Genomic DNA, 25,337 nt, shown 5'->3' on the forward strand with positions numbered 1-25,337 from the left:
CATCGTGAACCTCAGCAGCGGAGAGAAGAAGGCCCTCGCGATCGGCACCGCGGTCCTGGTGGCATTCGTCGCCGTGGTCGCGACGTCGGTCGCACTGCTCAGCCGCGGCGGTGACCACGACGAGCGGCCCTACCTCCACCTCGCGATCGGTGACCGTCTGGTCCAAGTCAAGCCGGCCATCTGGTGCGACCTGTTCCTGCGTTCCTGCGAACCGTCGCAGCAGAGCCTCGTCTCCATCCCGCACGTCCCGGTGCCGGTCGGCGAGTCGGTGATGTTGTCGGTCTCGCAGGGCATCTCGGAGTCGCCGTGGCGACTCGTCGCCGAGTACCTGACCCCGCGCGGGTCGGTGGAGGACATCCACCAGATGCGGTCGAACAGCACCGTCACCACCGTGCTGCCCTCACGACCGGACTACATCCTGGTCAACGTCGAGGTGACCGTGGTGTCCGCCGTACCGACCCAGGATCAGCAGTCCTACGAGTCACGCGGGCTGCTGGCGGTGAACACCATCCCCGAGGGTCTCAAGGTGCCCGACGAGCCGGCCGCCTGACCGACCGCCGACGGTCGGGTTCGCGACGTCAGTGGTCGAGTTCGCGCGCGACCGCGCGGACGACCTCGGAGATGCGCTGTGCCGTCTTGCGATCCGGGTAGCGCCCCTTGCGCAGATCCGGCTGCACCTTGCCCTCGAGCAACGTGATCAGGTCGGCGACCATGCCGTGCAACTCGTCCGGCGTGTGCCGCTTGACCTCCTTGCGGGACGCGTCGCGCGCGGCCTCGCGTGTGTTCTTCGCCACGCTGGGGGCCGGCTCGAGGACGGTGACGGTCAGCGCCTGAGGGCCGCGACGACCGGCGGCCATGCCGAACTCGACGCGCTGACCGGGCTTGAGTGCCTCGACGCCCTCGGGCAGGGCAGAGGCCCGGACATAGACGTCCTCGCCACTCTCCTGGGCGAGGAACCCGAAGCCCTTCTCCGCGTCGTACCACTTCACCTTGCCGGTCGGCACTCTGCTCACCTTCATCTGTGTCGAGGAATCGTCATAGGAAAAGCGCCTCACCCACAGCAGATGAGCGAGGCGCCTGGTCCGGCCAGTCTAGCCAACCCCCGGTCGAGGAGTCACGAGGGTTTGACGGGGGCTCGGCGGCGGTGTGGGAGATCCGTCACGGCACGGATCGCCGATGGTGAACTACCGTGGATACATGCAGAGCAACACGTCCTCCCGCCTGCTCCAGGCAGCGGTGGTGCTCTTCGTCATCGGCATCGGCGCGATCGTGGCCCTCTTCGTCACGCCGATGGTCAGCCATGGCGGCACCGCACCGACGGTCGTCTATCTCCTCACCATGCTCGCCCCGATCGGATTTCTGCTCTCGCTGATCTTTGCGCTGCGCTCCGGGCGGCGGGCCCGATGACCATCGACAGCGTGATCTCACTCGTCGGCGACCTCTCGCCTGCGTCCGACGCCCAGGCGCTCAAGCGCGCGTACAGCTGCTTCCCGTCCGGTGTCGTCGCCGTCTCGAGTCGCATCGAGACCCCCGACGGCGATCCGATCCTGCTGGGCATGGCTGCGAGCGCCTTCACCACCGTCTCACTCGCCCCTCCGCTGGTGTCGCTGTGTGTGCAGAACTCCTCGACGACGTGGCCCCGGCTGCGCAGTGCGCCGGCGATCGGCGTGAGCGTGTTCGCCAGCGATCAGTCCGACCTGTGCCGACAGATGGCCGGGCCGGCCGAGAAGCGGTTCGACGGCATCGAGCCACAGCGGACCGATTCGGGTGCCGTGTTCGTACCCGGCGCCGCCGCAGCACTCTCCTGCAGCCTCTACAACGAACTGCCCGCGGGCGACCACACCCTGGTGCTCCTGAAGATCGAGGAACTGCGCGCCGACCCCGAGGTCGAGCCACTCGTTTTCCACGCGAGCAGCTTCCGCGCCCTGGAAGTCCGTAAGGACGGTTAGCTGATGCACCGGTGAGCGTCGTCGACCTCGGACTACCCACCCCGACCACCACGGCCGGGGAGTCGCCCGCTGTCGGCGCGCCGACCGAGGGGCCGCTGGTCGACACCTTCGGTCGGATCGTCCGCGATCTCCGGGTGTCGGTGACCGATCGCTGCAATCTGCGCTGTACCTACTGCATGCCGGCCGCCGGTCTCGACTGGCTCCCGCCGTCGGCGGTGCTCGACACCGCCGAGTTCGTCCGCGTCCTCACGGTCGCGGTCCGCGATCTGGGCATCGAGTCGATCCGTTTCACCGGCGGTGAGCCGTTGCTGCGCCGGGATCTCGAGGAGATCGTCGGCGCGGTCGCGGCACTGCCCGGTCGGCCGGAGATCGCGATGACAACCAACGGTCTCGGGCTGCGTCACCGTATCGGCGGTCTGGTCGACGCCGGGCTGTCGAGGATCAACGTGTCCCTGGACACCGTCGACGCGGCTCGCTTCGCCGAGGTGACCCGCCGCGACCGGCTCGCCGACGTGCTCGACGGACTCGCAGCGGCCGCAGCAACCGGTCTGCGTTCGATCAAGGTCAATGCCGTCGTACCCGATCGCGCCGATCTCGGCGGCCTGGGCGATCTGCTGCAGTACTGCCTCGACCACGACTACGAGTTGCGCGTCATCGAGCAGATGCCGCTGGACGCCGACCATCGGTGGGCCCGAGCGTCGATGGTCACCGCCGACGAGATCCTCTCGACGCTGGGTGCCCGATTCACCTTGCGTCCCGACCCCCGGCCCCGCGGCGCCGCACCGGCCGCCACCTGGCTCGTGGACGGCTACGGCGCGCGGGGCGGCGGACCGGCCCGGGTCGGCGTGATCGCGTCGGTCACCCGGCCGTTCTGCGCCGATTGCGATCGCTCCCGTCTCACCGCCGACGGGTCGCTGCGCAACTGCCTGTTCGCCGACGACGAGGTGACCCTCATGCCCGCACTCCGCGGGGGCCTGCCCGACACCGAGGTCGATGCCGCGATCGCCGCGCTCTGGCGCGGTAACGCCTGGCAGAAGAAGGCCGGGCACGCGGTCGGCGAACCGGATTTCCATCAGCCCGACCGACCGATGTCGGCGATCGGCGGCTGATCTCCGATGCAGCTGACGATCCGCTACTTCGCTGCAGCTCGCGCCGCAGCCGGTCGGGACGAGAACGTCGTCACGATCGACGAGTCGTCGACTCTGGGCGAGCTGGAATTGGTCCTGGCTCACGGAAATCCCGCGCTCGCTCAGGTCCTGGAACGGTCGTCGTATCTGCGCGACGAGATCGCGGTGCGCGATCGCAGCGCCCCCCTCGGCCCGTGTCGCATCCTGGATGTGTTGCCGCCCTTCGCCGGTGGCTGACGCCACATTCGCGTTGTGAGCTTTATCACATAACAGTGCGATAACGAGATGGACACGAGACGACCATCAGCCGCGTGAACTGGGATGACGCCCCAACTGGGTCGAAAGACCCGATTGCGACACCGAAAACAGCTTGCGGACAGGGGTGATCCGGCCGTCGAGTTCTCGTACTGTACGAGGCGACCGCGATTCACCGGTCACGAGTAAGCAAACAAATCGATAACGTCCCGTCGGTCGCGCCGAGCCTCGTTCCGCCGACAGGATGACCAGAACATCTGGGAACGAGGGCGGGGGACCCACCATCTCCCCTGAGACGGGCGATCGCAGTCTGATCGCCCTTGGGGTTAAGTACCGGATCGGCCTCGCCGACACCGGACCGAGCAGCCTCTCGCTCGAACCCGACAGCTGACTTCGCAGGCGCGTGGAGAGAGGGAATACCACTCATGTCCGGACGTCATCGCAAGCAGACCTCCACCACCAAGACCATCGCCAAGGTCGCCCTCACCGGCGCCGTGCTGGGCGGCGGCGCCGCAGCGCTGGGCACCGGCACGGCCAACGCCGCGACCGATTCCGAATGGAACCAGGTCGCGCAGTGTGAGTCGGGCGGCAACTGGGCCATCAACACCGGCAACGGATACCAGGGCGGCCTGCAGTTCAGCCCGTCCACCTGGGCCGGCCACGGCGGCAACCAGTTCGCCCCGAGCGCCGACCAGGCCTCCAAGCAGGAGCAGATCGTCGTGGCCGAGCGTGTGCTCGCCGGCCAGGGCAAGGGCGCATGGCCCGTGTGCGGCACCGGCCTCTCCGGCGCCACCGCGCGTCCGGCCCCCACCGACGCCCCCCGCGACCTGAAGCCGGAGGCCACCCCGGCCCCGAAGACCTCGCTGCAGAGCGCGCCGGAGGCCAAGTCCACCGATGACGTCAAGTCGCAGGTCGACTCCGCCGTCGGTGCAGCCGAGAAGAAGGGCCAGATCAGCCCCGAGGTCAAGAACCTCTGGGAAGCGGCCAAGAAGAGCGGCTACCAGCTGAACGACGACCAGATCTCGTTCTTCAACCAGAACAAGGAGCTGCTGCCCCTTCCCTGAGCGAGGTGAGCCGCGCACCCGCGGCACCCGCCCACAGGGCCCCAGTCGAAGGGCCCCGCACGTCGGCCACGAGCCCGTGCGGGGCCCTTGTCCATTTCTGGGGGCGAGTGCGTTGACCGCTCGTCCAGGAACGGCGACCTGGAGTTCTCGCCGGCCTCAGTCCGGGTCGGCGATGCGGTGCCGCTCGCGCAGCGGCATGACCACCCACATCAGCACGAAGACCGTCGCGGCGATGATCGCCGTGGCCAACGCGGCCCACCCACCGAACACGATGTCGAAGATCGTCGTGACAACTCCTGTCAACGCGGTGCCCAGCAGCGCGATGCCGATCAAGGTCAGCCGGTGCGCGCGGTCGACGAGCCGACCGATGGCATGGCGTCGGAACAGGAGTCGGTGCAGGGCCACCGGCGAGATCAGCGTGACCGTCGACAGCACGGCGAACACCAGGCTGACGAGGAAGATCCGCTGCTCCCGGGTGTTCAGCTCGGCGAATCCCTCCTGAAACGGGACCGTGAGCATCAGACCGGTGAGGATCTGACCGCCGGTCTGCACGACCCGCAGTTCCTGGAGGAGGCTGTTCCAGTTCCGGTCCAGGCGCTCGGTCGGGGTCTCGTGCCGTCCGGTCGAGTCCTCCCCCGACGCCGCGGTCGATGGTTCCCCGGTCGCTGAATCACCGGCCCCCGGAGTCTCTGACATCAGGCCGATCCGACCCATTCGTCGGAGCCGTCGTCGAAGAACTGCTGCTTCCACACCGGCAGGTGCGCCTTCACCTCGTCGACGAGCAGGGAGCACAGCTCGAAGGCGGCGCGGCGATGATCTGCCGCCACCGCGACGACGAAGGCCACGTCACCGATGGCCAGATCGCCGATCCGGTGCGATACCGCCACCGCGCGGACGCCGACGGCGTCGGCGGCGAGTCCGGAGACGACATCGGTGAGCACCTGACCCGCGCTCGGGTGCGCCGAATAGGAGAGTCGGGACACGGCGCGGCCGCCGTCGTGGTCGCGCACCACACCGCTGAAGCCGACCATCGCACCCGCGGCTCCACCCGACGCGGACACCACGGCCGCCTCGTGGTCGGCGAGCGAGATCGGTGTCTCCGACACCTGGGTGCGGACGACGATCGTCGTGTCGATCCCGGTCATGGGTGGTCACCTCCGCCACGGATCTGGTCCAGTGCGTGACCGAGTACCCCGTCCAGCACGGACAACCCATCGCGGACGCCGCCGGTCGATCCCGGGAGGTTGACCACCAGCGTCGAGCCGGCGATGCCGGCGACCCCCCGCGAGAGCACCGACGTCGGGACTGTGGGGAGTCCGGCCGCGCGGATGGCGTCGGCCAGGCCGGGTATCTCGCGCTCGACGAGACGCCGCGTCTGTTCGGGGGTCCGATCGGTCGGCGACAGGCCGGTGCCGCCGGTGGTCAGGACGAGATCGGCATCGGCGTACACGGCTGCCCGGATCGCTTCACCCACCGGATCGCCGTCGGCGACGACCAGCAGTTCTTCGACGACGAAATCTCGCTCGGTGAGCCAGGATTCGATGAGCGGACCCGTGCGGTCCTGGTAGACCCCGCGGCTGGCCCTGGTCGAGGCGACCACCACGTGGGCCCGGCGTCGGAGCGCACGCTCAGTCACGATGCCACGAACCGGATGTGCCGCCGGTCTTCTCGATCAGCCGGATGTCGGTCATGCTCGCTCGACGGTCGACGGCCTTGACCATGTCGTGCAGGGTCAGGCCGGCGACTGCCACGGCCGTCAGCGCCTCCATCTCGACCCCCGTCGGACCCGTGGTCGCGACGGTCGCGGTGACGTCGATGGTCTCCGCCCCGACGGCGAAGTCGACCTCCACCGAGGACAACGACAGCTGATGGCACAAGGGGATCAGATCGTCGGTGCGTTTGGCCGCCATGATGCCGGCGATGCGCGCCGTCGCGAGCACGTCCCCCTTCGGGAGTGCGTCGTCGATCAGCAGCGAGACCACCTCTTCGGTGGTGCGGAAGGTGCCGCCGGCCACGGCACGGCGACGCGTGCGGGCCTTGTCGCCGACATCGACCATGCGGGCTGCGCCGGTCTCGTCGATATGCGTCAGCCGAGCCGAACCCGCCACGGTCGCACCGTCGGCTTCCTCGGAGCGGGACGGCGTCGGTGCGTCGGTGGGATCGGGCCCGGACACAGCGATCAGCGGTTGATGACGGTCTTCGGGTTGAGATACGGCAGGTCGTCGGTCGGGAGCGGGAACTCCGTCTCACCGAACGGCGACAGGGCGCCGGAGACCGTCGCCGCGAACTCGGAGACCGCGTGGGCGCTGTCGCCCTCGTCGTTCTTCGGCCAGCCGTTGTCCACGTATCGCTTCTTCGCCGCGCGGGTCTCGGAGCCCTCGGCGGGAGTCGTCTCAGCCACGGGGTCATTGTGCCATGAGGCCCCAACGGCCGCGTCAGTAGAATCGATCGAATGAGTCCGGATGACCAGCGCGTCAGTCTGGCCGAGGATCTCGCCCGACGCCCCGACGACGCCCTGGCCGACCTGTTGGCCCTCCGGCCCGATCTCGCCTCGCCGCCTCCACAGGGCTCGGCGGTGCTGGGCCAGCGTGCTCTGTCGGCCGCGTCGATCACCCTCGCAGGCGAAGACCTCGACCTGTTGTCGGTCGCTGTCCTGGAGATGGTCATCGCGCTGGGGACCGACGCGGGCCGTCGCGAGATCCTGGCGCCGGTGCCGGCTGCCGCGGTCCTCGACGCGCTCGCCGACCGTGCCGACCGCGCGGATCTCGAGGCACGCCTCGACCTGCTGCTGCGGCGAGCCCTGGTGTGGGGCGATCGCGATCGCCTGGAGACGGCCGCCCACACCCCGTCGGCGCTGCCGTGGAAGGCCCATCATCTGACCGGACCGCTGGCCGGCATGGACGCCGCACACCTGCGGTCGCTGCTCGCCGACGTCGACGAGCGTCAGCGTGGACTCCTCGAGACACTCTCGCGTGGACCCGCCCTCGGACGCAGTCGCGATGCCGCGCCCGATGCCGATCCGGCACAGCCCGTTCCCCGACTCATCGCGGCCGGACTGCTGGCCCGCGTCGACGAGCAGACGGTCGAGCTGCCGCCGATGATCGGTCAGATCCTGCGCGACGAGCCGCCACTGCGGGTGGACGACCTGCGCGCACCCGACCTGCATGCGACCGACGTGAACGTCGACGGGCCCGCGCGGTCGCGGAAGTTCACCGCGGCCGAGTTGGAGGGCGCGGCCGGCGGCGAGGCACTCGAACTGATCCGACACGCGACGTCGTTGCTTACGGTCCTCGGCGCGACGCCGGCCGCGGTCCTGCGGTCCGGTGCACTCGGTGTCCGCGAACTGCGCCGCCTCGGCAAGGCGACCGGGTTGAGTCAGCCGCGCCTCGCGCTGGTCGTCGAGCTGCTCTCCTACCTGCGCTTCATCGACGTCGGGTTCCCGGATCCGCCGCCCGCCGACGACGCCGGTGAACAGGCGTTCGCACCGACGCCCGCATCCGACTCGTGGGTGCACCAATCCCCCGACCGCCAGTGGTCGGTGCTGTTGGGCGCCTGGCTCGAGCTCCCCCGTCGGCCGTGGCAGGTCGGCGAGCCTGATCGCGACGGCACCGCACACCCGGCGTTGTCCGCCGATCTCCACGACGCCTATGCGCCGGTGCAGCGCCGGCTCGTCCTCGAGGTCCTGGCGACGGGAAGGCCTGCCGTGCCGGTGACCACCGACGCGCTGACCGCCGCGCTGGCCTGGCACCACCCGCGTCACCTTCGCCGATTCTCCCGCCGGGTGGTCGAGGAGACCCTCCGGGAGGCGCGCGAACTGGGTGTCGTCGCCCACGGCGCGCTCACCGCGGTCGGACGCGCGGCGTTGACGGACGGCGACGGCGAGATCACCGAGAAGCAAATCCTCGTCGCGATGGGCAAGGCACTGCCGACGCCGGTCGACCACTTCCTCACGCAGGCCGATCTGACGCTGACCGTCCCGGGACCGATGACCCCGGAACTCGCCGAGCAGGTCGACCTGGTCGCCGATCTCGAGTCGGGCGGTGCGGCATCGGTGTACCGCGTCACCGAGGCGAGCGTGCGACGAGCGCTCGATGCCGGTCGCAGCAGCAGCGAACTGATCACCATGTTCACCGCCCACTCGCGGACCCCGGTGCCGCAGTCGCTGACCTACCTGATCGAGGATGTCGCCCGTAGGCACGGACAGCTGCGCGTCGGCGTGGCATCCGCCTTCGTCCGGTGCGAGGATGCCGCGACCCTGGCGGCCGTCCTGCGCAGCGACGCCGCCGAACCGTTGGCCCTGCGGGCACTGGCGCCGACGGTCGCGGTGTCGCCCGCCGAGGTCCGCACCGTCATCGACGCACTGCGCGCGGCCGGCTTCGCGCCGGCGGGCGAGGACTCGTCCGGATCGCTCGTCGACCTGCGTGAACGTGGCAGTCGGGTCACGGTGTCCCGACAACGACGCCACCGCGCGCCACGCCGGACGACACCGTCGGCCGACCAGCTGTCCCAGGTCGTCTCGCGGATCCGCTCACACGACCGGGCGGTCTCGGTGCGTCCGGCCGTCGGAGACCAGCCGGTCCGCGCCGTCGGCGGCGGCGAGTCGGCGACGGCGCTGATCCAGCTCGCCCTGCGCGTCGATCGGCCCGTCCGGGTCGGTTACGTCGACGCCCACGGGTCGGCGAGCCGCCACGTGGTGGTCCCCCGCACGCTGGGCGCGGGTCAGCTGGTGGCCGCGGACCCCGACACCGACGAGGAGCAGCGCTTCTCCCTGCACCGGATCACGAGCGTGGAGCTGCTGGAGAACTGAGCCCTCGGCGAACCGGGTGGCCGCATCGCCATCTCATCTGGACAATGGATGGGTGACCGATGGACCCCTGATCGTGCAATCCGACAAGACCCTGCTGCTCGAGGTGGATCACCCTGACGCCGGGGCAGCGCGTGGAGCGATCGCCCCGTTCGCCGAACTCGAACGTGCCCCCGAGCACGTGCACACCTACCGGGTCACCCCGCTGGCGCTGTGGAACGCGCGTGCGGCCGGGCACGACGCCGAACAGGTCGTCGATGCCCTGGTGACCTACTCCCGCTACGCGGTGCCGCAGCCGCTGCTGATGGACATCGTCGACACGATGGGGCGCTTCGGCCGACTCCAACTCGTCAAGAGCCCGGTGCACGGACTCACGCTGGTCAGCTTCGACCGCGCGGTCCTCGAGGAGATCCTGCGCAACAAGAAGGTCGCACCGATGCTCGGCGCCCGCATCGACGACGACACGGTGGTGGTGCACCCGTCCGAGCGTGGTCGCCTCAAGCAGGTGCTGCTGAAGGTCGGCTGGCCGGCCGAGGACCTCGCCGGTTACGTCGACGGCGAGGCCCACGACATCGATCTCGAACAGACCGATTGGGAACTGCGCGACTACCAGTCGCTTGCCGCGGAGTCGTTCTGGGCCGGCGGTTCCGGGGTCGTGGTGCTGCCGTGTGGCGCGGGCAAGACGATGGTCGGGGCGGCGGCGATGGCGACTGCCAAGGCCACCACCCTGATCCTGGTGACCAACACCGTCGCGGGCCGGCAGTGGAAGCGCGAGCTGATCGCGCGCACGTCGCTCACCGAGGAGGAGATCGGCGAGTACTCGGGCGAACGCAAGGAGATCCGTCCGGTCACTATCGCGACGTACCAGGTGATGACCCGGAAGTCGAAGGGTGAGTACAAGAATCTCGACCTCTTCGACTCCCGCGACTGGGGTCTGATCATCTACGACGAGGTGCACCTCCTGCCCGCACCCGTGTTCCGGATGACCGCCGACCTGCAGTCGCGACGCCGCCTGGGCCTCACCGCCACCCTGGTCCGCGAGGACGGGCGCGAGGGCGACGTTTTCAGCCTCATCGGCCCCAAGCGGTACGACGCCCCCTGGAAGGACATCGAGGCCCAGGGGTGGATCGCGCCGGCCGACTGCGTGGAGGTACGCGTCACGCTCACCGACGAGGAACGACTGCAGTACGCGGTCGCGGAAGCCGAGGAGAAGTACAAGCTCTGCTCGACCGCCCACACCAAGGTCAACGTGGTGAAGTCGATCCTGGCGCGGCACAAGGGTTCTCCGACACTCGTGATCGGCGCCTACATCGACCAGCTCGAGGAACTCGGACGTGAGCTGGACGCCCCGGTGATCCAGGGGTCCACCAAGAACAAGGAGCGCGAGGTCCTCTTCGACCGCTTCCGGTCCGGCGAGATCCAGACGCTGGTGGTCTCGAAGGTGGCGAACTTCTCCATCGACCTCCCGGAAGCCTCGGTGGCGGTGCAGGTCTCGGGCACCTTCGGCTCACGGCAGGAAGAGGCCCAGCGCCTCGGCCGCCTGTTGCGCCCGAAGAAGGACGGCGGCCAAGCCCATTTCTACTCGGTGGTCTCCCGCGACACCCTCGACGCCGACTACGCCGCTCACCGGCAACGATTCCTGGCCGAGCAGGGCTACGCCTACCGCATCACCGACGCCGACGACCTGCTCGGGCCGACCATCGGCGAGGGTTCCGCGAGCTGACGTCCCGAAAAAACAGATGCGCGCACCGGTGGCCGTCGGCTAGCGTGCCCGCCATGGGAATACCGGTCATGGCATTGATCCGGATCCGTCGCTCCTAGCGGCGGTCCGAAGTCTCTGAGTGCTCGTATCGCCGCTTCAGCATGTCCTGCTGGGCGGTACCCCGTGCTGCCCGGGTCACATCGAACCCGGAGTACCCATGTCCCCGTATGCTTCCGGCCGACACGAATTCGGCCAGAACTTCCTGTCCGACCGACGGCTGATCGATCAGATCGTCGCCATCGTCGCCCGTACCGATGGCCCCATCGTCGAGATCGGTCCCGGCGCAGGCGCGTTGACGGTGCCGATGTCGGCGCTGGGCCGCACCATCACCGCGGTCGAGATCGATGGCGCCCATGTCACCCGACTCCGACGCCGTGTCCCACCACGCACCAGCGTGATCCACGGCGACTTCTTGCGGCACCGACTGCCGGAGGAGCCACACATCGTGGTCGGGAATCTGCCGTTCCATCAGACCACCGCGATTCTGCGACGCCTCCTGCACGCCGACAATTGGCACGCCGCAGTGCTCATCACCCAGTGGGAGGTCGCGAGACGCCGAGCCGGTGTCGGTGGCGCGACCATGATGACCGCACAGTGGTGGCCCTGGTACGAGTTCCGCCTCGTCCGTCGGGTGCCGGCCTCGGCGTTCACACCTCGTCCGACGGTGGATGCCGGTCTGTTCACCGTCGATCGCCGCCCGGAACCGCTCGTCGAGATCGGACGCCGCCGTGCATATCAGTCGATGGTGCACTCGGTGTTCACCGGCCGTGGACGCGGTGTGCCGCAGATCGTCTCGCGACTGACCGGCGGCGGCGCCCCCGCCGTCCACAGGTGGCGCGAGATCCACGGTATCGACATGCGACATCTGCCGCGCGACCTGCAACCTTTGGCATGGGCAGATCTGTTCGATGCGCTGCCATCCGGCACGGAGCGTCGACCACGCGGCCCGCACCGGGATGGTCGACGATGACGACCGGTCGAGATCACCCGGGCGCTGCGGCACGGCGCCGCTACGGTGGGGACATGTACGACCCGACGGCCGAGGTCCACCCGCGCGTGTGGGCCGATCACCCGACTCTCGCCGACGTCCTGCCCGCCATCGGCACCGCTCTTGGAGGGCTCGCGCCGGCGTTGCCGATTCCGACGGCGCGAGACGTCGTGCTCCTCGTGGTCGACGGCCTCGGCGACGTCCTCCTCGAGCAGCATCGGGAGTCCGCCCCCAGCCTCACCGCACTCCGCGCGGGCACAGTACGGGCGGGGTTCCCGGCCACGACCGCGACCAGCATCACCAGCCTGATGTCGGGGACGGCGTGCGGCAGTCACGGCATCATCGGTTATTCGTTCCGCACCGCTCGCGATCAGACCGCCGGCCGGGAACGGCGCACGCTCAACGCTTTACGATGGACCCTCGACCGGTCGGACGGGACGTCGGCGCTGGACACCTACGAGCCCGAGGCGATCGCGCCACATCCCGGCACGATCGCCGACCTGGCGGCTCGTGGCGTCGAGATCACCTACGCCATGCCATCGGCCTATCGTGGTTCCGGATTCAGCCGTGCGGCATTCCGCGCCGTCGGCGAGCACGTCGGGGCACAGACACCGACCGAACTGCGCACTGCGATCATCGAACTGCTCCGTACGCATTCGACCGCACCGCGCTTCGTGTACGCCTACACACCCGACCTGGACGCGTACGGACATCTGTTCGGCCCGGGCTCCCCGCAGTGGGTCGAGGCGCTGGGCGTCGTCGACCGCATGGTCGCCGACGTCGCCGCGGAGCTCCCGTCGGACGCGGTGCTGGTGGTGACCGGCGACCACGGAATGATCCAGGCGGACAACCGGATCGATCTCGACACCGTCGGCGGCGCCCTGACCGGGGTCGAGGCCGTGGCCGGCGAGATGCGGGTGCGTCACGTCTACACACGTCCCGGTGCGCTCGACGACGTCCACGCACGCTGGACGTCGATCGTCGGCGACCACGCTCACCTGGTCCGACGCGAGCAAGCCCTCGACGAGGCGTGGTTCGGCGGTGAGGTCACCGACGTGATCGCCGAGCGCGTCGGTGACCTGGTGGCCGTCGCGCGCGACACCACGATCCTCACCCGCAGTCTCAGCGAGCCGACGCTGGAGGTCGAGATGCCAGGCCACCACGGCGCCTGGACCGCCGCCGAGCAGTTCGTGCCGTTGCTGGTGGCGCACAGCACATCACGCGCCACCTGAGCGACACTGCCGCGGCTAGGTCTGGGACTCCTGGGCGAGGCAGTACCCGAGTGGCCTGGGGAGGTCGAAAGGAACCGCCAGTTGGTCGGCGGCACAGGTCGGTTGCCCCTCGGTGCGCTCGACCACCCGGACCTCGCTGGTGTTCGGCTTCGGTGCCGTGCCGCATTCGATGATCGCGTAGTCGGCGAGCGACGCACCGTCACCGGTCGGGATCTGATAGCACTTGTCCTTCACGAAGTTCGGCGTGAGGCAGAGGCGATCCGGCGACCCGTCGAAGGTCAGGTGCGAGTAGTTGGGGGTCGCGCAGTCGGTGTCCTTGGGCACCGTCGATGCGGCATAGAACGTGAGGTCACCGGAGTCGCACTCCGCCTTGGTCGCCTCGACCTTGCCTTGGTCGTCGGTCCCGCCGACCTTCACGCATTCCCCGACCTTCACGTCGCCGGGCTCGGACACCTTGTCACTGCCCACCGAGACGCTGGCACTGCACGCCGTCACCATCGCCACGAGCGCACATCCGAAGACCACAAGCAGGGTGCTGGCCACCCGAGACGGCGCCGTGGCACCGCGTGTTCGCAGAATCATGCGCGAAGCGTACGCCGGTTGCAATCATCGAATCATCGGTTTCGAATAGTTAGCTATGCTCACTGACCTGCGAAAACGGACATCGCGCAGGACCGTTCGCCGATGTGTGTGAATATCGGTGTGACCACTCGAGGGCCGAGGGCGACGGCGGGTCCGCGACCTGTGACAGCCTGGCCTCATGCGCACCGTGCCCCGACTCCAGCCGTTCGCGACGACGATCTTCGCCGAGATGTCGGCTCTGGCGGTCGAACACGATGCGATCAACCTCGGCCAGGGCTTCCCGGACACCGACGGTCCGGCATCGATGCTCGCCGCCGCACAACAGGCGATCGCAGACGGACAGAACCAGTACCCGCCGGGCATCGGCGTCCCGGCGCTCCGTGCCGCCGTCGCGCGTCATCAGCACGATCTCTACGACCTGGCCTATGACCCCGACACCGAGGTACTCGTCACCGTCGGCGCGACCGAGGCGATCGCGGGCGCGATCGTCGGGCTGGTCGACGCCGGTCGCGAAGTCGTCATGATCGAGCCCTACTACGACGCCTACGCCGCGACCGTCGCAATGGCGGGCGGCATCCGCCGCACCGTGCCGCTGGTCCCCGACGGAGACGGGTTCCGCGTCGATCGCGAACGTCTCGCGGAAGCATTCGCCGTCAAACCGGCGGTGGCACTCGTCAACTCGCCACACAATCCCACCGGAACCGTCCTCGCCGACGACGATCTCGCGGAGATCGCGCGGCTCTGCGTGGAACACGACGTCATCGCCGTCACCGACGAGGTGTACGAGCATCTGCTCTTCGACGGTCGGCGACACCGGCCGCTTGCGACCTTCCCCGGCATGCGCGAGCGCACCCTGCGGATCTCCAGCGCGGCCAAGACATTCAACGTGACCGGCTGGAAGGTCGGCTGGGTGAGCGGTCCGGCCGATCTGGTCGCTGCGGCGCGGACCGCCAAGCAGTACATGTCGTACGTGGGCAGCGGGCCGTTCCAACCGGCCGTCGCACGCGCCCTCGACACCGAGCTGGACTGGGTGTCGGAGTCGGCGAAACAGTTGGGCGCACAACGCGATCTGCTGTCGTCCGCGCTCGCCGATGCCGGTTTCGCGGTCCATCGCAGCGAGGCGACGTACTTCGTCTGTGCCGACCCCCGCCCCCTCGGGATCACCGACGGCATCGAGTTCTGCCGGGAGTTGCCCGCCCGCGTCGGCGTGGCCGGCGTCCCGGTGGCGGTGTTCACCGACGACCGCGAACCGTGGCAGCACCTCGTGCGGTTCTCCTTCGCCAAGCGCCCCGAGGTCATCGAACAGGCGGCCGACCGGTTGCGAAAGGCCTGAAGGGTCGGTTGGGGTGGTCGGGGGCGCGCCGACGGCCGCCGAATCGGATTATTGACACGTGTGCGGGACGCAGGGTGCGCATTCCACAGCGTGCCGCTCCCAGATGTCAGAAATCCGCGACCAGGGCCCGCCGCCCCAACTCCCCGGTCCGTCGACCGTGCACCACCTGAGATCCGGCCCCCACCGGATTTCTGACCCGTGAGCAAGCCACGGTGTGCGTATTCCACAGCGCGCCGCTCTCAGGTGTCAGAAATCCGACCAACCAGGTCCCAACATCAACACCCCGCCCGTCGACCGTGCACTCGAAACCGTCGACCGTGCACCACCTGAGATCCGCCCCACCGAGTTTCTGACACGTGAGCGGGTAGCGGTGTGCGCATTCCACAGCGCGCCGCTCTCAAGTGTCAGAAGTCCGCGACCAGAGCCCGATGCCCCGGCTCCCGGCATCATCGACCGCCCACCGGACTATTGACACATGAGCGAGCCACGGTGTGCGTACTCCACAGCACCGCACGCTCAGGTGCCAAAAATCCGACCACCCGACACCCAGGGGCCGCACCTCACCTCATCGACCGTCCACCCCGTTCGGCCGCCCGCACCGGATTTCTGACACCTGAGCAGGCCACGGTGTGCGCATTCCACAGCACCACCCGCTCACGTGCCAAAAATCCGCCGCCGAACCCGCCCGAACCTGAACCCGAACCGACCGCGCCCGACTCAGCTCAGCGCAGGGCAGGCAGTACCTGACTCTCGAGGAGATCGAGTGCGGTGGTGTCCTTCGCGATGCCGGGGATGTAGAAGATCGCGTACTCCAGGCCCAGATCCTTCACCCGGGAGAGGTTCTCGACGATCTGCTCCGGCGTACCGACCGTCTGCGACGCACGGACATTCGCAACCATCCCGGCCGCGGCGTCGGCACTGACGAATCGCTTCAGATCCTCCTCGAGGGCCACCAGCTGCTTCTCCACCTCCGCCTCTGTCTCGGCGACGACGACGTTGAAGTTGGCCGAACGCACGATCGAGTCGAAGTCGCGTCCCAGGTCTGCGCAGTGCTGCTGCAGGATCTCGGACTTGTGGGCGAAGGTCTCGGGGGTCCCGTCGAAGTTGGTGTAGTCGGCGTGCTCGGCGGCGATGCGCAGCGTCTTCTTCTCGCCACCGCCGGCGATCCACAGCGGCAACTTCCCGGCCGCCGGCTGTGGCGACGCGATCGCCCCGTCGACCGTGTAGTACTTGCCGTCGAGTGTGGCCTTGCCGGTCGACCACGCCTGCCGCATGATGTCGACGCCCTCGGCGAGCCGACCGAGTCGCTCACCGGCGGAGGGGAATCCGTATCCGTACGCGCGCCACTCGTGTTCGTACCAGCCCGCACCGATACCCATCTGTACGCGCCCGCCGGAGATCAGATCGGCGGTGGCCGCGACCTTCGCCAGGTAGGCGGGGTTGCGGTACGCCATGGCGGTGCACATCTGCCCGATCTCGACATTCGACGTCGTCGCCGCATACGCCGAGACCAGGCTCCACGCCTCGTGGGTCGCCTCCGCCGTCGGCTCGGGAACGGTGTGAAAATGGTCGTAGACCCAGATCGAATCCCAGTCGCCCTCGTCGGCACGCGTGGCCAGACCCGACATCACCGACCAGTGCTCGGTCGGTTCGATGTCGACGAGATCGAGACGCCAGCCCTGAGGCACGAAATATCCGAATCGCATGCCGACGAGTCTATGCGCGTCCGACGGGCGACCTACCCGACAGAAGCCGCACGAAGCGGACGACGCCGACGGCACGAGCTCGGAGATCAGGCCGCCACAATCTATGGGCAGAAAACGTCGAGCGACAAACTTACAAGCAGTCTGGACTGTTTGTTGAAAACCCGCTAGCATCGCCGCTGTGACCGAGGACACCCCCGACGGCGACTCCCCGCCCGACGACGCCGAGACCACCCGAACGCAGCGCACCCAGGCTCAGCGGACCGCCGCGACCAGGGCAAAGGTGCTCGACGCGACGGTCGAGGCCCTCGTCGACGTCGGCTATGCCGGGACCACCACCCAAGAGGTCAACCGTCGCGCGGGCGTCTCCCGCGGTGCGCTCCTGCACCATTTCCCGACGCGCGAGTCGCTCGTGGTGGCTGCGGTCGGCCATCTCGTCGACCGCCGGATGTCAGAGCTGCTGACCCGGCCGCGGACCGGCGACGAGGACATCGACATCCTGCTGGAGGCATTCGCCGGCCCGCTCTTCGACGCTGCGCTCGAACTGTGGGTGGCCGCGCGCACCGATCCCGCGCTCCGGGCAGCGATGATCCCACTCGAGCAGAAGGTCTCGGACGCGATCACGACCGGTAGCGCCGAGTTGTTCGGCGACCGCTACACGCCGGATCAGATCGAGCTGAGCGTCGAACTCGTCCGAGGACTGGCGGTCTCACGCATCCTGCGCACCGCGGACGGCGACCGTGCACTCACCCGACGCCTGCTGCCCATCTGGAAGGAGATGATCGCCGGCCATGGCAAATGATCCCGCGCCGACGGATTCGCCCGCCCCCGCATCCTCGCCGAGCGAGCTATCCACAACGGATTCGACTCTGCCGCACCGCGTCGACGTGCTCGTCGTGGGTGTCGGCTTCGGCGGCCTCGCCGCCCTGCACCGGCTCCGCGAGGACCACTCCGACCTCGACGTGCTGGCCATCGAACGCGCCGAGGGCGCGGGTGGGGTGTGGCGCGAGAACGACTACCCGGGCGCGGCATGCGACGTACCGACGTCGCTGTACTCACTCTCGTTCGCGCCCAATCCCGATTGGTCACACACATACGGTCGACAGGCCGAGATCCACGACTATCTCGTCCGGGTCGCGGCCGATCACGCCGACCGCATCCGCTACCGGTGCGCAATGACCGCAGCTTTCTGGGATGCCGAACATGCCGAGTGGATCGTCACCACCGACACCGGCATCGTCCGATGCACCTACCTCGTCGCAGCACCGGGTGCACTGTCGGCACCAGGTGAGCCGACCGTCCCCGGAGCCGACGAGTTCGCCGGAACCAGCTTTCACAGCGCTCGCTGGGACCACTCGCAGGACCTGACCGGACGCCGAGTGGCCATCGTCGGCACCGGCGCGTCCGCAGTGCAGATCGTGCCCGAGATCGTCGACCGCGTAGGCCAACTCACGGTGTTCCAGCGGACACCGGCATGGGTGGTCCCCCGTGTCGACCGGACGATCGGCGAGCTCGAACGATCGGTGTATCGCCGCATCCCGGCGATACACCGACTGGTCCGGCTACTGGTCTGGGCCTATCGCGAGATCTACGTCGTGCTGATGGCCCGCCGCCCGCGTCTGCTGCCCGTCGCCTCCGCACTCGGCCGCGCGCAGTTGCGGCTCCAGGTGCGCGACCGGGCCCTCCGTCGGCGCCTCACACCCGACTACACCATCGGCTGCAAAGGGATGCTGTTGACCAACAAGTGGTTCCCGGCTCTCCAGCGGCCGAATGTGGCGGTCACCGGGGCTCTGACCGCTCTGACCGAACACGGTGCCGTGGATGACGCCGGAGTGGAACACCCGATAGACACCGTCGTGTGGGCGACCGGCTTCACGCCCACCGAGCCGCCCATCGCTCGGGTCATCCGCGGCCGGACCGGCCAGACGCTGGCCGAGACCTGGAACGGATCACCGAACGCGTACCGCGGCACCTCGATCCACGGATTCCCCAACCTGTTCCTGTTCTACGGCCCCAACACCAACCTCGGACACAGCTCCATCGTGCTGATGCTGGAGCCGCAGGCCGCGTACGTGAGCGCCACCATCGGGCACCTGCAGACGCACGGCCGGAGCACCGTGGAGGTGACGGCTCAGGCTCAGCGCGACTACAACTCCGGACTCGACACGGAACTGGCCGGCACCGTCTGGAACGCCGGCGGCTGTTCGAGCTGGTACATCGACGCGTCGGGGCGGAATTCGGTCATGTGGCCCACCTATACACGCACCTACCGTCGGCTCATGTCGCAGTTCGAGCCGGCCGACCATCTACTCGACACGGCACCGCCGCCGACTCCCCTGGTCGTCACCGAAACCGATCGCACCCAGGTCGATCTCGGTGAGGTCGATCGCACCGACACCGACCGGACGGAGGTCAGCGGATGATGCGCGCAAGCAGTGTCGTCACTGCGGAGCCGTCCGACCACTACGACGCCATCGTCGTCGGCTCCGGATTCGGCGGCTCGGTCGCCGCGTTACGGCTGACCGAGAAGGGGTACCGCGTGGCAGTTCTCGAGGCCGGTCGCCGGTTCGCCGACCACGACCTGCCGAAGACCAGTTGGCGTCTCCGCGACTATGTCTGGGCTCCGGCACTCGGCCTGTTCGGCGTGCAGCGGATGCATCTGCTCCGCGACGTGCTGGTGATGGCAGGCGCCGGAGTGGGCGGTGGTTCCCTCAACTACGCCAACACCCTGTACCGCCCCCTGCCGGCCTTCTTCGACGATCCACACTGGGGTGCCATCACCGATTGGGCGTCCGAGCTCGATCCCTACTACGACCAGGCGTCGCGGATGCTCGGCGTCACAACGTTTCCCGGCGTCACCGCCCCGGACACCGTCATGCGCGAGGTCGCCGAGGAGATGGGTGTCGCCGACACCTTCGTCCCCACGCCGGTCGGCGTCTTCTTCGGAGACGAGCCCGGCCGAACCGTCGACGATCCGTTCTTCGGTGGCGCCGGGCCCGCGCGTACCGGATGCATCGAGTGTGGTGCGTGCATGACCGGATGCCGCGTCGGCGCCAAGAACACACTGGTGAAGAACTATCTCCATCTCGCGGAACAGGCCGGGGCACAGATCTTCCCGCTCACCATGGTCGATGCGGTGCAGCCACTCGACGGCGGCGGTTACCAGGTTGACACCCACCGGACCGGGCGGACGATCCGACGCGGGCGTCGAGCATTCACCGCCGATCACGTCGTCTTCGCAGCCGGCACCTACGGCACCAACAAGCTGCTGCTGTCGATGCAACGCTCTCAGAAGCTGAGCGGCCTCTCGGCGCGGCTCGGACGAGTGGTCCGTACCAACTCAGAAGCAGTTCTCGCTGCCACGGCGCGATCGGTCGATCCCGAGGTCGACTACAGCCGCGGCGTCGCGATCACCTCGTCGTTCCATCCCGACGCGCACACGCATGTCGAACCGGTCCGGTACGGCAAGGGCAGCAATCTGATCGGGATGCTCCAGGCCGTCCTCATCGACGGCGGCGGACGGGTGCCGCGCCTGCTCAAGGCGATCGGCACGATGGCGATCCATCCGATCACCACCGCCCGATCGTTGTGGGTACGCAACTGGTCGGAGCGAACCATCATCGCGTTGGTCATGCAGACCGCCGACAACTCGATCGAACTGTTCGCTCGCCGCGGTCGTCTCGGTCCGGTCCTGCGGAGCCGCCCCGGCGACGGCGATCCGCCACCGCGATGGATCCCGGTGGGCCACCGCGCCGTCCGAACGGCCGCCGACAAGATCGACGGCGACCCCGGCGGATCACTCCTCGACCTACTCGACATCCCGATGACTGCGCACTTCCTGGGTGGTTGCGCCATCGGCGCCTCGGCGCACGACGGCGTCGTCGACGCGTACCACCGTGTCTTCGGCCATCCGGGCCTGCACGTCGTCGACGGTTCGACGGTGTCGGCCAACCTCGGTGTCAACCCGTCACTCACCATCACCGCGCAGGCGGAGCGCGCAATGGCACTGTGGCCCAATGTCGGCGAACGCGACCCACGCCCGGTTCCGGGTTCGGGGTACGTGCCGGTCGAGCCGGTCGCGCCGATCCGGCCCGCGGTCCCCGAGCACGCACCGGGGGCGCTTCGACTCCCGATCACCCCGGTCCGCCGACACGCCTGATCTCGACCCGACCCGCTCATCCATTGGAGGACGATCATGTGGAGTGTCGCCGAATCCCGTTCCGACCGCGAGGAATGGCCGGTGAGTCCCGAGGCGCCCTGGCCGGCGACCGTACGCGCCACGCTGTGGTGGCACCGGAGCACACCCGACGCGCAGGCGCTGCTGATGACCGACGAGCGCAGCATCCCGCTGACCGTCGCGATGATGGTCGACTACGTCGACTCACCCGTCGGCCCGTATCGCGAGGTGCTCGCGAGTCCGGCACTGCTCGCGCCCGGCAGACGCTTCGGTCCGCTTCCCCGGCTCCAGGTCCCGTTCATCGCGGTCGACTCCGAGCGGTCGGTACACGGCGGCCGTAGCCACTGGTCGCTGCCGAAGGTACTCGCCGAGTTCACCGGCGACGTCACCGACCGCAGCACCGCCGTCACCGAACACTGGTCGGTCACCGCAGCCGTGCGCGCCGTCCCGCTCCCGTTGCCGATCGCCGGAGGCATCGGCTTCGCACAGCCGATCTCACGGCCCGACGCTTCGCCGCAGTTCCTGTGCGCGTATGCACGGTTGGTCGGCAGCTTCCGCCCGGCGCGGGTGTCCGTCGCCGCCGAGGGGCCGACGCTGCCGAGCTGGCTCTCACCAGGAGACCACCCAGGCATCGTGATCACCTCCGGCCGGATGACGACGGGTCGCGGCACCCTGCGCTGAACCGGCACGGCGCCGAACCGGCCCGGCTCGGTCACTCGGCCGCGCGGGGATGGTGGTGTACGCACTACCCGACTTCCGGGGGCGTACACCAGTGCTCGTAGCGAGACGGTCGGGTCCAATCGACACATGAATCCCGTTGCCCGGCAATCGGTCGGTTCGACCCGGTTCCGCTCGCATACGACCCCCGTCGCGCCGTCCGTCCCGCGCGAGACCCGGCGCCTGGGCGTGCTCTCCTATGTCGGGATCGCCTTCGGCGGTTCGTGGGCGGCCCTGCTCGTCGCGAACCTGCTCGGCTACTCCCTGGATGACCCCGCGGTACAGCTGCTCACCATCGCATTCGCGCCCGCGATCGCGGCGTGCATCGTCCGACGGTGGATCACCGGCGAGGGTTTCGCCGATTCAGGCCTGCGGCTGAGACTCCGATCGAACTGGCGACACGTGGTCGCTGCGGTGACCATCCCCTGGGGGATGCTGGCCCTCACGGCGCTGATGGCCGCACTCGTCGGGCTCTGGACGCCGTCGATGACCGACATGGGCGGCACCGAATGGATCTACCTGGCGTGCGGGCCGCTTGTCTGCGTCGCGCTGTCCCCCATCTTCTTCGGTGAGGAGTACGGCTGGACGGCATATCTGCGCGATCGCCTGGTCCCGGGTCGACCGCTCCTGACCACCTTCCTCACCGGGACCATCTGGGGTGTCTGGCATTGGCCGCTGCCGTGGGTCGGCTACTTCGGCGGGAGCACCGACGTCTCGGATGCGCTCTGGTCGATGCTCTGGTGGATACCGCTGAGCATCCTGCTGGAGTTCATGATCGGTTGGCTGTGGGCGGCAACCGGTTCGGTGTGGCCGGGGACGATGCTGCATGCGGGCAGCAACATGGTCGCATCGCTCGGCATGGTGTGGGTTCTCGGCGACTCGATCGGCGTCAACACCGCGACCGCACTCCTCTGTGTCGCGCTGACACCGTTCGTGCTGGGGGTCGTCATCGCGGGTCGATGGACCAGCCGACCTGCCGCCGGAGGTGCGTGACGACGCCGCGGTCACCGCAGCAGCGCCAGCGAGAGGCCGGGCCGATTAGCGTCGTGGCCTCTCGCTGACACTGCGATGACGACCAGCCACCGAGTGGCTCGGCTACGACCCCGACTGCTCCGCCTCGGCCGGAATCGCAGCGCCGCGTCGACGATCCGGCCAGTGCACCCCGACGCTCTTCATCCCCTTGGTGACGTCGATCTCCGGGTGCGCGAGCACCACATCGCGGTACGACGGGCTGCCGACCACCGCCGGCTTGAACTTCGTGAACGAGGCGTCGACCTCGTCTCGCAGTTCCTGCGGGAGCCCGAACTCGTCGTAGCACTCGTACAGGCAATCGAACATCGCGTTCCAGTGGACCTCGGTGAGGCCCATTCCTCGATGCGCGGTGACCATGTCCCGCCCGCGGTAGCGGACGTTGCCGCCCCACTGTTCGGACAGGAAGTCGACGAAGTTGATGTGTTCCTTGTAGAACGTGGACTCCGACATGTGGGCCCAGATGTGACCGATGTCGGGGTGGGCCATGCCCTTCTTGAGGGCCGCCGCGGCGAAGACGTAGATCGCGTCGTAGCCGCCGAGCCGTTCGTAGAGCGACGGCTGTGGCTCCGCGGTGGGGTCGATGTCCGAATGGGCTGTTCCGGTCATGGTGTCTCCTGATCAGGCTTCGAGGATCTGTGCGAGTTCGGCGTCGACCGCTTCGGTCCCGTCGGCTCGGCCCGCTTTGGTCCCGTCGGACCGGCCCGCTCCGCCGGACTCACCGGCCGGCGCCTGACGGATCACCTTGCTGCGCTTGGTGTCGTCGAAGTAGAGACGGAAGACATCCGGGCGCGAGTAGTGACCGACCGGGTCGGCGGCGTTCTTGGCGGCGAGGATCGCCGAGTAGTCGATGTCGGCGTAGAGGATTCCCTCGGCGGTCGGCGCGAGCGGCTCGGCCAGGTCCTGGCCGTCGGGGCCGAAGATCCGGGCGTGGCCGCCACCGACGCGCAGCAGTTGCTTTTTGAGATCGGTGTCGGCGAACAAACTCTGACCGGCCTCGCCGACGATGCCGCTGGGCGACAGCACGAAGGTCTGTCCCTCCACCGCATACTGCCGCGCGGCACCGACGTTCACCTCGGGCCCGAGCGCGTAGACAGCCCCCTCGAAGATGGAGAAGCTCGGCCACGCGGCCACGTGCAGCTGCTCGCCCTGGGAGAACATCGCGTACTTCGCCAACGGCTGGAGATGCTCCCAGCAGTTGAGTGCGCCCACCCTACCGAGGTCGGTGTCGATGACCTGGATGTCGGAGCCGTCGCCCTCACCGAACAACGTGCGCTCCACGTGCGTCGGCTTGAGCTTGCGGCGGACGGTCTTGGTCACGCCGGTCGCGTCGATGAACGCCTGGGCGATGTACACCGAGCCGTTGTCGCGCTCGCTGAACCCGAGCGAGATGGCGATCCCGTGATCCCGGGCGGCGGCCTCGACGCGAGCGAACTGCTCGCTGCCGACCTCGATCGAGTTGGTCACGTACGGCAGCACGAACTGAGACTGCCAGGCGACCGAGTCGAGCCAGAGGAACCACGGGTAGCCGGGGATCCACACCTCCGGGAACGCGATGATCTCGGCCCCGTGGGCCGCGGCCTCGGCGACGAGCGCGATGGTCTTGTCGATGCCGCCGTCGACGTCGTTCCAGACCGGCTCGGCCTGGACCGCCGCGGCACGGAACGCCTGTGTGTAATCGGACACGGAGTGCCTCCTGATGATGGTTCGGGATGCGACGCCTCGAGCGCCGTGGGACTCACGCTAGGGAGCGACCCGCGGTCGGTTCTCGGTGTTTCGTGCATCACATCCGACGATTCCTGCACGCTTGTCACCAGCGGTTTCGACGTTTCATGCACCTGACTTCGGAGGACTCCGGACCGCAACACATGCGCAACACGAACGCCCTCGGATGGCCCCGCCGGGTTCGTACACTCGATCCATGAGCCGTGTCCGGGCACGCTCGGCCACCGAATGGGCCGACGCGTGCAGCAGTGCATTCGTACCGCTGCGCGTGCGCTCTGCCTCGCCTCGATTCGCGGCGACCCTCGACCGAGTCGAACTGACCCCGGGTGTATCGGTCACGCGGGTGGCGAGTGAGGGCTCCGAGGTGGTGCGTACCGCCCGGACCATCGCCGAACACCCCCGCGACGACCTCCTGGTCTCCGTGCACCGATCCGGGCGCGGCAGCATCGCCCAGCATGAGCGCGAGGTCGCGTTGACCAACGGCCGCGCGGCGCTGTACGACGCGTCGGCGCCGTACCGACTCCGGTTCCCGGGGCGGATGAGCGAGATCGTCCTGCAGGTTCCACGAGGGCTCGTCGCGCGGACCGGGCATGCGTTCACCGATCTCACCGCCACCGCGTTACCCGCATCGGCCGGCATGACCGCGTTACAGAATCTCCTATGGTCCATCGACCCACGGACCTCGCAACAGACACCGCTGGCGGAACGGGAGATGCTCGCCGACGCAACCACGACGCTGCTGCGAGCAGCGCTGTTGCCGGTGGATCGTCCGGTGCCGCCGGCCGTCGACAACCAGACGCTCGCGCGGTCGCTACGTGCCTACATCGACGACCACCTGACCGATCCCACGCTCTCGGTGGAAACCGTCGCGATCGCCAACCACGTGTCGG

27 protein-coding genes and 1 riboswitch are annotated in these 25,337 nt (G+C 68.6%); of the genes, 17 read left to right on the top strand and 10 right to left on the bottom strand.

Annotation, left to right across the window (positions count from 1 at the left end):
• The first annotated feature begins 4 nt into the window (after positions 1-4).
• Positions 5-550, top strand: a complete 546-nt coding sequence (locus GS4_RS10650; protein WP_007620386.1) for a DUF2771 family protein — start codon at positions 5-7, stop codon at positions 548-550.
• A gap of 28 nt (positions 551-578) precedes the next feature.
• Here the strand turns inward: GS4_RS10650 and GS4_RS26325 are convergent, their stop codons facing one another.
• Positions 579-1,004, bottom strand: a complete 426-nt coding sequence (locus GS4_RS26325; RefSeq protein WP_007620388.1) for a cold-shock protein — start codon at positions 1,002-1,004, stop codon at positions 579-581.
• 193 nt (positions 1,005-1,197) lie between these two features.
• Here GS4_RS26325 and GS4_RS10660 point away from each other — a divergent pair, with 193 nt between their 5' ends.
• The 5 genes from GS4_RS10660 (at position 1,198) to GS4_RS10680 (ending at position 4,395) form a co-directional block, all read left to right on the top strand.
• Positions 1,198-1,407 carry a hypothetical protein gene (locus GS4_RS10660; RefSeq protein WP_040510243.1) on the top strand — a complete coding sequence of 70 codons (210 nt, stop codon included), beginning with the start codon at positions 1,198-1,200 and terminating at the stop codon, positions 1,405-1,407.
• Positions 1,404-1,949 carry a flavin reductase family protein gene (locus tag GS4_RS10665; RefSeq protein ID WP_007620392.1) on the top strand — a complete coding sequence of 182 codons (546 nt, stop codon included), beginning with the start codon at positions 1,404-1,406 and terminating at the stop codon, positions 1,947-1,949. The genes GS4_RS10660 and GS4_RS10665 overlap by 4 nt, the downstream gene beginning before the upstream one ends.
• Before the next feature lie 11 nt (positions 1,950-1,960).
• Entirely contained in the window at positions 1,961-3,058 is a 1,098-nt protein-coding gene (gene moaA / locus GS4_RS10670) for a GTP 3',8-cyclase MoaA (protein ID WP_007620394.1), read from the top strand.
• Between the two features lie 6 nt (positions 3,059-3,064).
• Positions 3,065-3,313, top strand: a complete 249-nt coding sequence (locus tag GS4_RS10675; RefSeq protein WP_007620396.1) for a MoaD/ThiS family protein — start codon at positions 3,065-3,067, stop codon at positions 3,311-3,313.
• A gap of 242 nt (positions 3,314-3,555) precedes the next feature.
• Positions 3,556-3,749: riboswitch (cyclic di-AMP (ydaO/yuaA leader) on the top strand.
• Between the two features lie 7 nt (positions 3,750-3,756).
• Entirely contained in the window at positions 3,757-4,395 is a 639-nt protein-coding gene (locus tag GS4_RS10680) for a transglycosylase family protein (RefSeq protein WP_007620398.1), read from the top strand.
• A 156-nt stretch (positions 4,396-4,551) separates the two neighbouring features.
• On the opposite strand, the gene GS4_RS10685 is transcribed toward GS4_RS10680, so the two are convergent.
• The 5 genes from GS4_RS10685 to GS4_RS10705 all read right to left on the bottom strand — a co-directional run bounded on the left by GS4_RS10685 (position 4,552) and on the right by GS4_RS10705 (position 6,796).
• Positions 4,552-5,091 (bottom strand): DUF6328 family protein, encoded by a 540-nt coding sequence (locus tag GS4_RS10685; RefSeq protein ID WP_007620399.1) that lies wholly within the window; start codon positions 5,089-5,091, stop codon positions 4,552-4,554.
• Positions 5,091-5,540, bottom strand: coding sequence for a molybdenum cofactor biosynthesis protein MoaE (locus GS4_RS10690; RefSeq protein ID WP_007620400.1), 450 nt, complete (start codon positions 5,538-5,540; stop codon positions 5,091-5,093). Before GS4_RS10690 ends, GS4_RS10685 begins: the two co-directional genes overlap by 1 nt.
• Positions 5,537-6,031, bottom strand: coding sequence for a MogA/MoaB family molybdenum cofactor biosynthesis protein (locus tag GS4_RS10695; protein WP_007620401.1), 495 nt, complete (start codon positions 6,029-6,031; stop codon positions 5,537-5,539). The genes GS4_RS10690 and GS4_RS10695 overlap by 4 nt, the downstream gene beginning before the upstream one ends.
• Positions 6,024-6,503, bottom strand: coding sequence for a cyclic pyranopterin monophosphate synthase MoaC (gene moaC, locus GS4_RS10700; RefSeq protein WP_040510244.1), 480 nt, complete (start codon positions 6,501-6,503; stop codon positions 6,024-6,026). Before moaC ends, GS4_RS10695 begins: the two co-directional genes overlap by 8 nt.
• 71 nt (positions 6,504-6,574) lie before the next feature.
• Positions 6,575-6,796 carry a hypothetical protein gene (locus GS4_RS10705; RefSeq protein WP_007620403.1) on the bottom strand — a complete coding sequence of 74 codons (222 nt, stop codon included), beginning with the start codon at positions 6,794-6,796 and terminating at the stop codon, positions 6,575-6,577.
• A gap of 51 nt (positions 6,797-6,847) precedes the next feature.
• Between GS4_RS10705 and GS4_RS10710 the strand changes: the two genes are divergently transcribed.
• From GS4_RS10710 to GS4_RS10725, 4 genes are all read left to right on the top strand, one after another.
• A complete protein-coding gene (locus GS4_RS10710) occupies positions 6,848-9,202 on the top strand; it encodes a helicase-associated domain-containing protein (protein ID WP_007620404.1) in 2,355 nt (784 codons plus the stop codon).
• 52 nt (positions 9,203-9,254) lie between these two features.
• Positions 9,255-10,922, top strand: a complete 1,668-nt coding sequence (locus GS4_RS10715) for a DNA repair helicase XPB (RefSeq protein ID WP_007620405.1) — start codon at positions 9,255-9,257, stop codon at positions 10,920-10,922.
• A 196-nt stretch (positions 10,923-11,118) separates the two neighbouring features.
• Entirely contained in the window at positions 11,119-11,931 is an 813-nt protein-coding gene (gene erm, locus GS4_RS10720; protein ID WP_007620406.1) for a 23S ribosomal RNA methyltransferase Erm, read from the top strand.
• Positions 11,932-11,984: 53 nt separating this feature from the next.
• Positions 11,985-13,181 carry an alkaline phosphatase family protein gene (locus tag GS4_RS10725; RefSeq protein WP_007620409.1) on the top strand — a complete coding sequence of 399 codons (1,197 nt, stop codon included), beginning with the start codon at positions 11,985-11,987 and terminating at the stop codon, positions 13,179-13,181.
• A gap of 15 nt (positions 13,182-13,196) precedes the next feature.
• Here the strand turns inward: GS4_RS10725 and GS4_RS10730 are convergent, their stop codons facing one another.
• Positions 13,197-13,763, bottom strand: coding sequence for a hypothetical protein (locus GS4_RS10730; RefSeq protein WP_157226576.1), 567 nt, complete (start codon positions 13,761-13,763; stop codon positions 13,197-13,199).
• A gap of 178 nt (positions 13,764-13,941) precedes the next feature.
• On the opposite strand from GS4_RS10730, the gene GS4_RS10735 reads away from it, so the two are divergent.
• Positions 13,942-15,096 (top strand): pyridoxal phosphate-dependent aminotransferase, encoded by a 1,155-nt coding sequence (locus tag GS4_RS10735; protein ID WP_007620413.1) that lies wholly within the window; start codon positions 13,942-13,944, stop codon positions 15,094-15,096.
• A gap of 722 nt (positions 15,097-15,818) precedes the next feature.
• Here the strand turns inward: GS4_RS10735 and GS4_RS10740 are convergent.
• Positions 15,819-16,802, bottom strand: coding sequence for an LLM class F420-dependent oxidoreductase (locus tag GS4_RS10740; RefSeq protein WP_007620417.1), 984 nt, complete (start codon positions 16,800-16,802; stop codon positions 15,819-15,821).
• Between the two features lie 178 nt (positions 16,803-16,980).
• Here GS4_RS10740 and GS4_RS10745 point away from each other — a divergent pair, with 178 nt between their 5' ends.
• The 5 genes from GS4_RS10745 to GS4_RS10765 all read left to right on the top strand — a co-directional run bounded on the left by GS4_RS10745 (position 16,981) and on the right by GS4_RS10765 (position 22,686).
• Positions 16,981-17,601: a TetR/AcrR family transcriptional regulator gene (locus GS4_RS10745; protein ID WP_007620418.1), complete on the top strand. Its 621-nt coding sequence runs from the start codon at positions 16,981-16,983 to the stop codon at positions 17,599-17,601.
• A complete protein-coding gene (locus tag GS4_RS10750; RefSeq protein WP_007620419.1) occupies positions 17,591-19,222 on the top strand; it encodes a flavin-containing monooxygenase in 1,632 nt (543 codons plus the stop codon). Before GS4_RS10745 ends, GS4_RS10750 begins: the two co-directional genes overlap by 11 nt.
• Complete coding sequence (locus GS4_RS10755) at positions 19,219-20,958, top strand: GMC oxidoreductase (protein ID WP_007620420.1); 1,740 nt, start codon at positions 19,219-19,221, stop codon at positions 20,956-20,958. Before GS4_RS10750 ends, GS4_RS10755 begins: the two co-directional genes overlap by 4 nt.
• A gap of 36 nt (positions 20,959-20,994) precedes the next feature.
• On the top strand, positions 20,995-21,657 hold the full coding sequence (locus tag GS4_RS10760; protein WP_007620421.1) for an acetoacetate decarboxylase family protein: 663 nt from the start codon (positions 20,995-20,997) through the stop codon (positions 21,655-21,657).
• Positions 21,658-21,783: 126 nt separating this feature from the next.
• Positions 21,784-22,686, top strand: a complete 903-nt coding sequence (locus GS4_RS10765) for a CPBP family intramembrane glutamic endopeptidase (RefSeq protein ID WP_007620422.1) — start codon at positions 21,784-21,786, stop codon at positions 22,684-22,686.
• Between the two features lie 102 nt (positions 22,687-22,788).
• On the opposite strand, the gene GS4_RS10770 is transcribed toward GS4_RS10765, so the two are convergent.
• Both GS4_RS10770 and GS4_RS10775 read right to left on the bottom strand, forming a co-directional pair.
• Positions 22,789-23,331 (bottom strand): group I truncated hemoglobin, encoded by a 543-nt coding sequence (locus tag GS4_RS10770; protein ID WP_007620423.1) that lies wholly within the window; start codon positions 23,329-23,331, stop codon positions 22,789-22,791.
• Positions 23,332-23,343: 12 nt separating this feature from the next.
• Complete coding sequence (locus GS4_RS10775) at positions 23,344-24,408, bottom strand: carbon-nitrogen hydrolase family protein (protein ID WP_007620424.1); 1,065 nt, start codon at positions 24,406-24,408, stop codon at positions 23,344-23,346.
• A gap of 235 nt (positions 24,409-24,643) precedes the next feature.
• Here GS4_RS10775 and GS4_RS24800 point away from each other — a divergent pair.
• On the top strand, positions 24,644-25,337 hold a 694-nt coding region (locus GS4_RS24800; RefSeq protein WP_007620426.1), incomplete at its 3' end, for a cupin domain-containing protein.

The sequence above is a fragment of the Gordonia soli NBRC 108243 genome (assembly GCF_000334455.1).
Lineage (GTDB): Bacteria > Actinomycetota > Actinomycetes > Mycobacteriales > Mycobacteriaceae > Gordonia > Gordonia soli.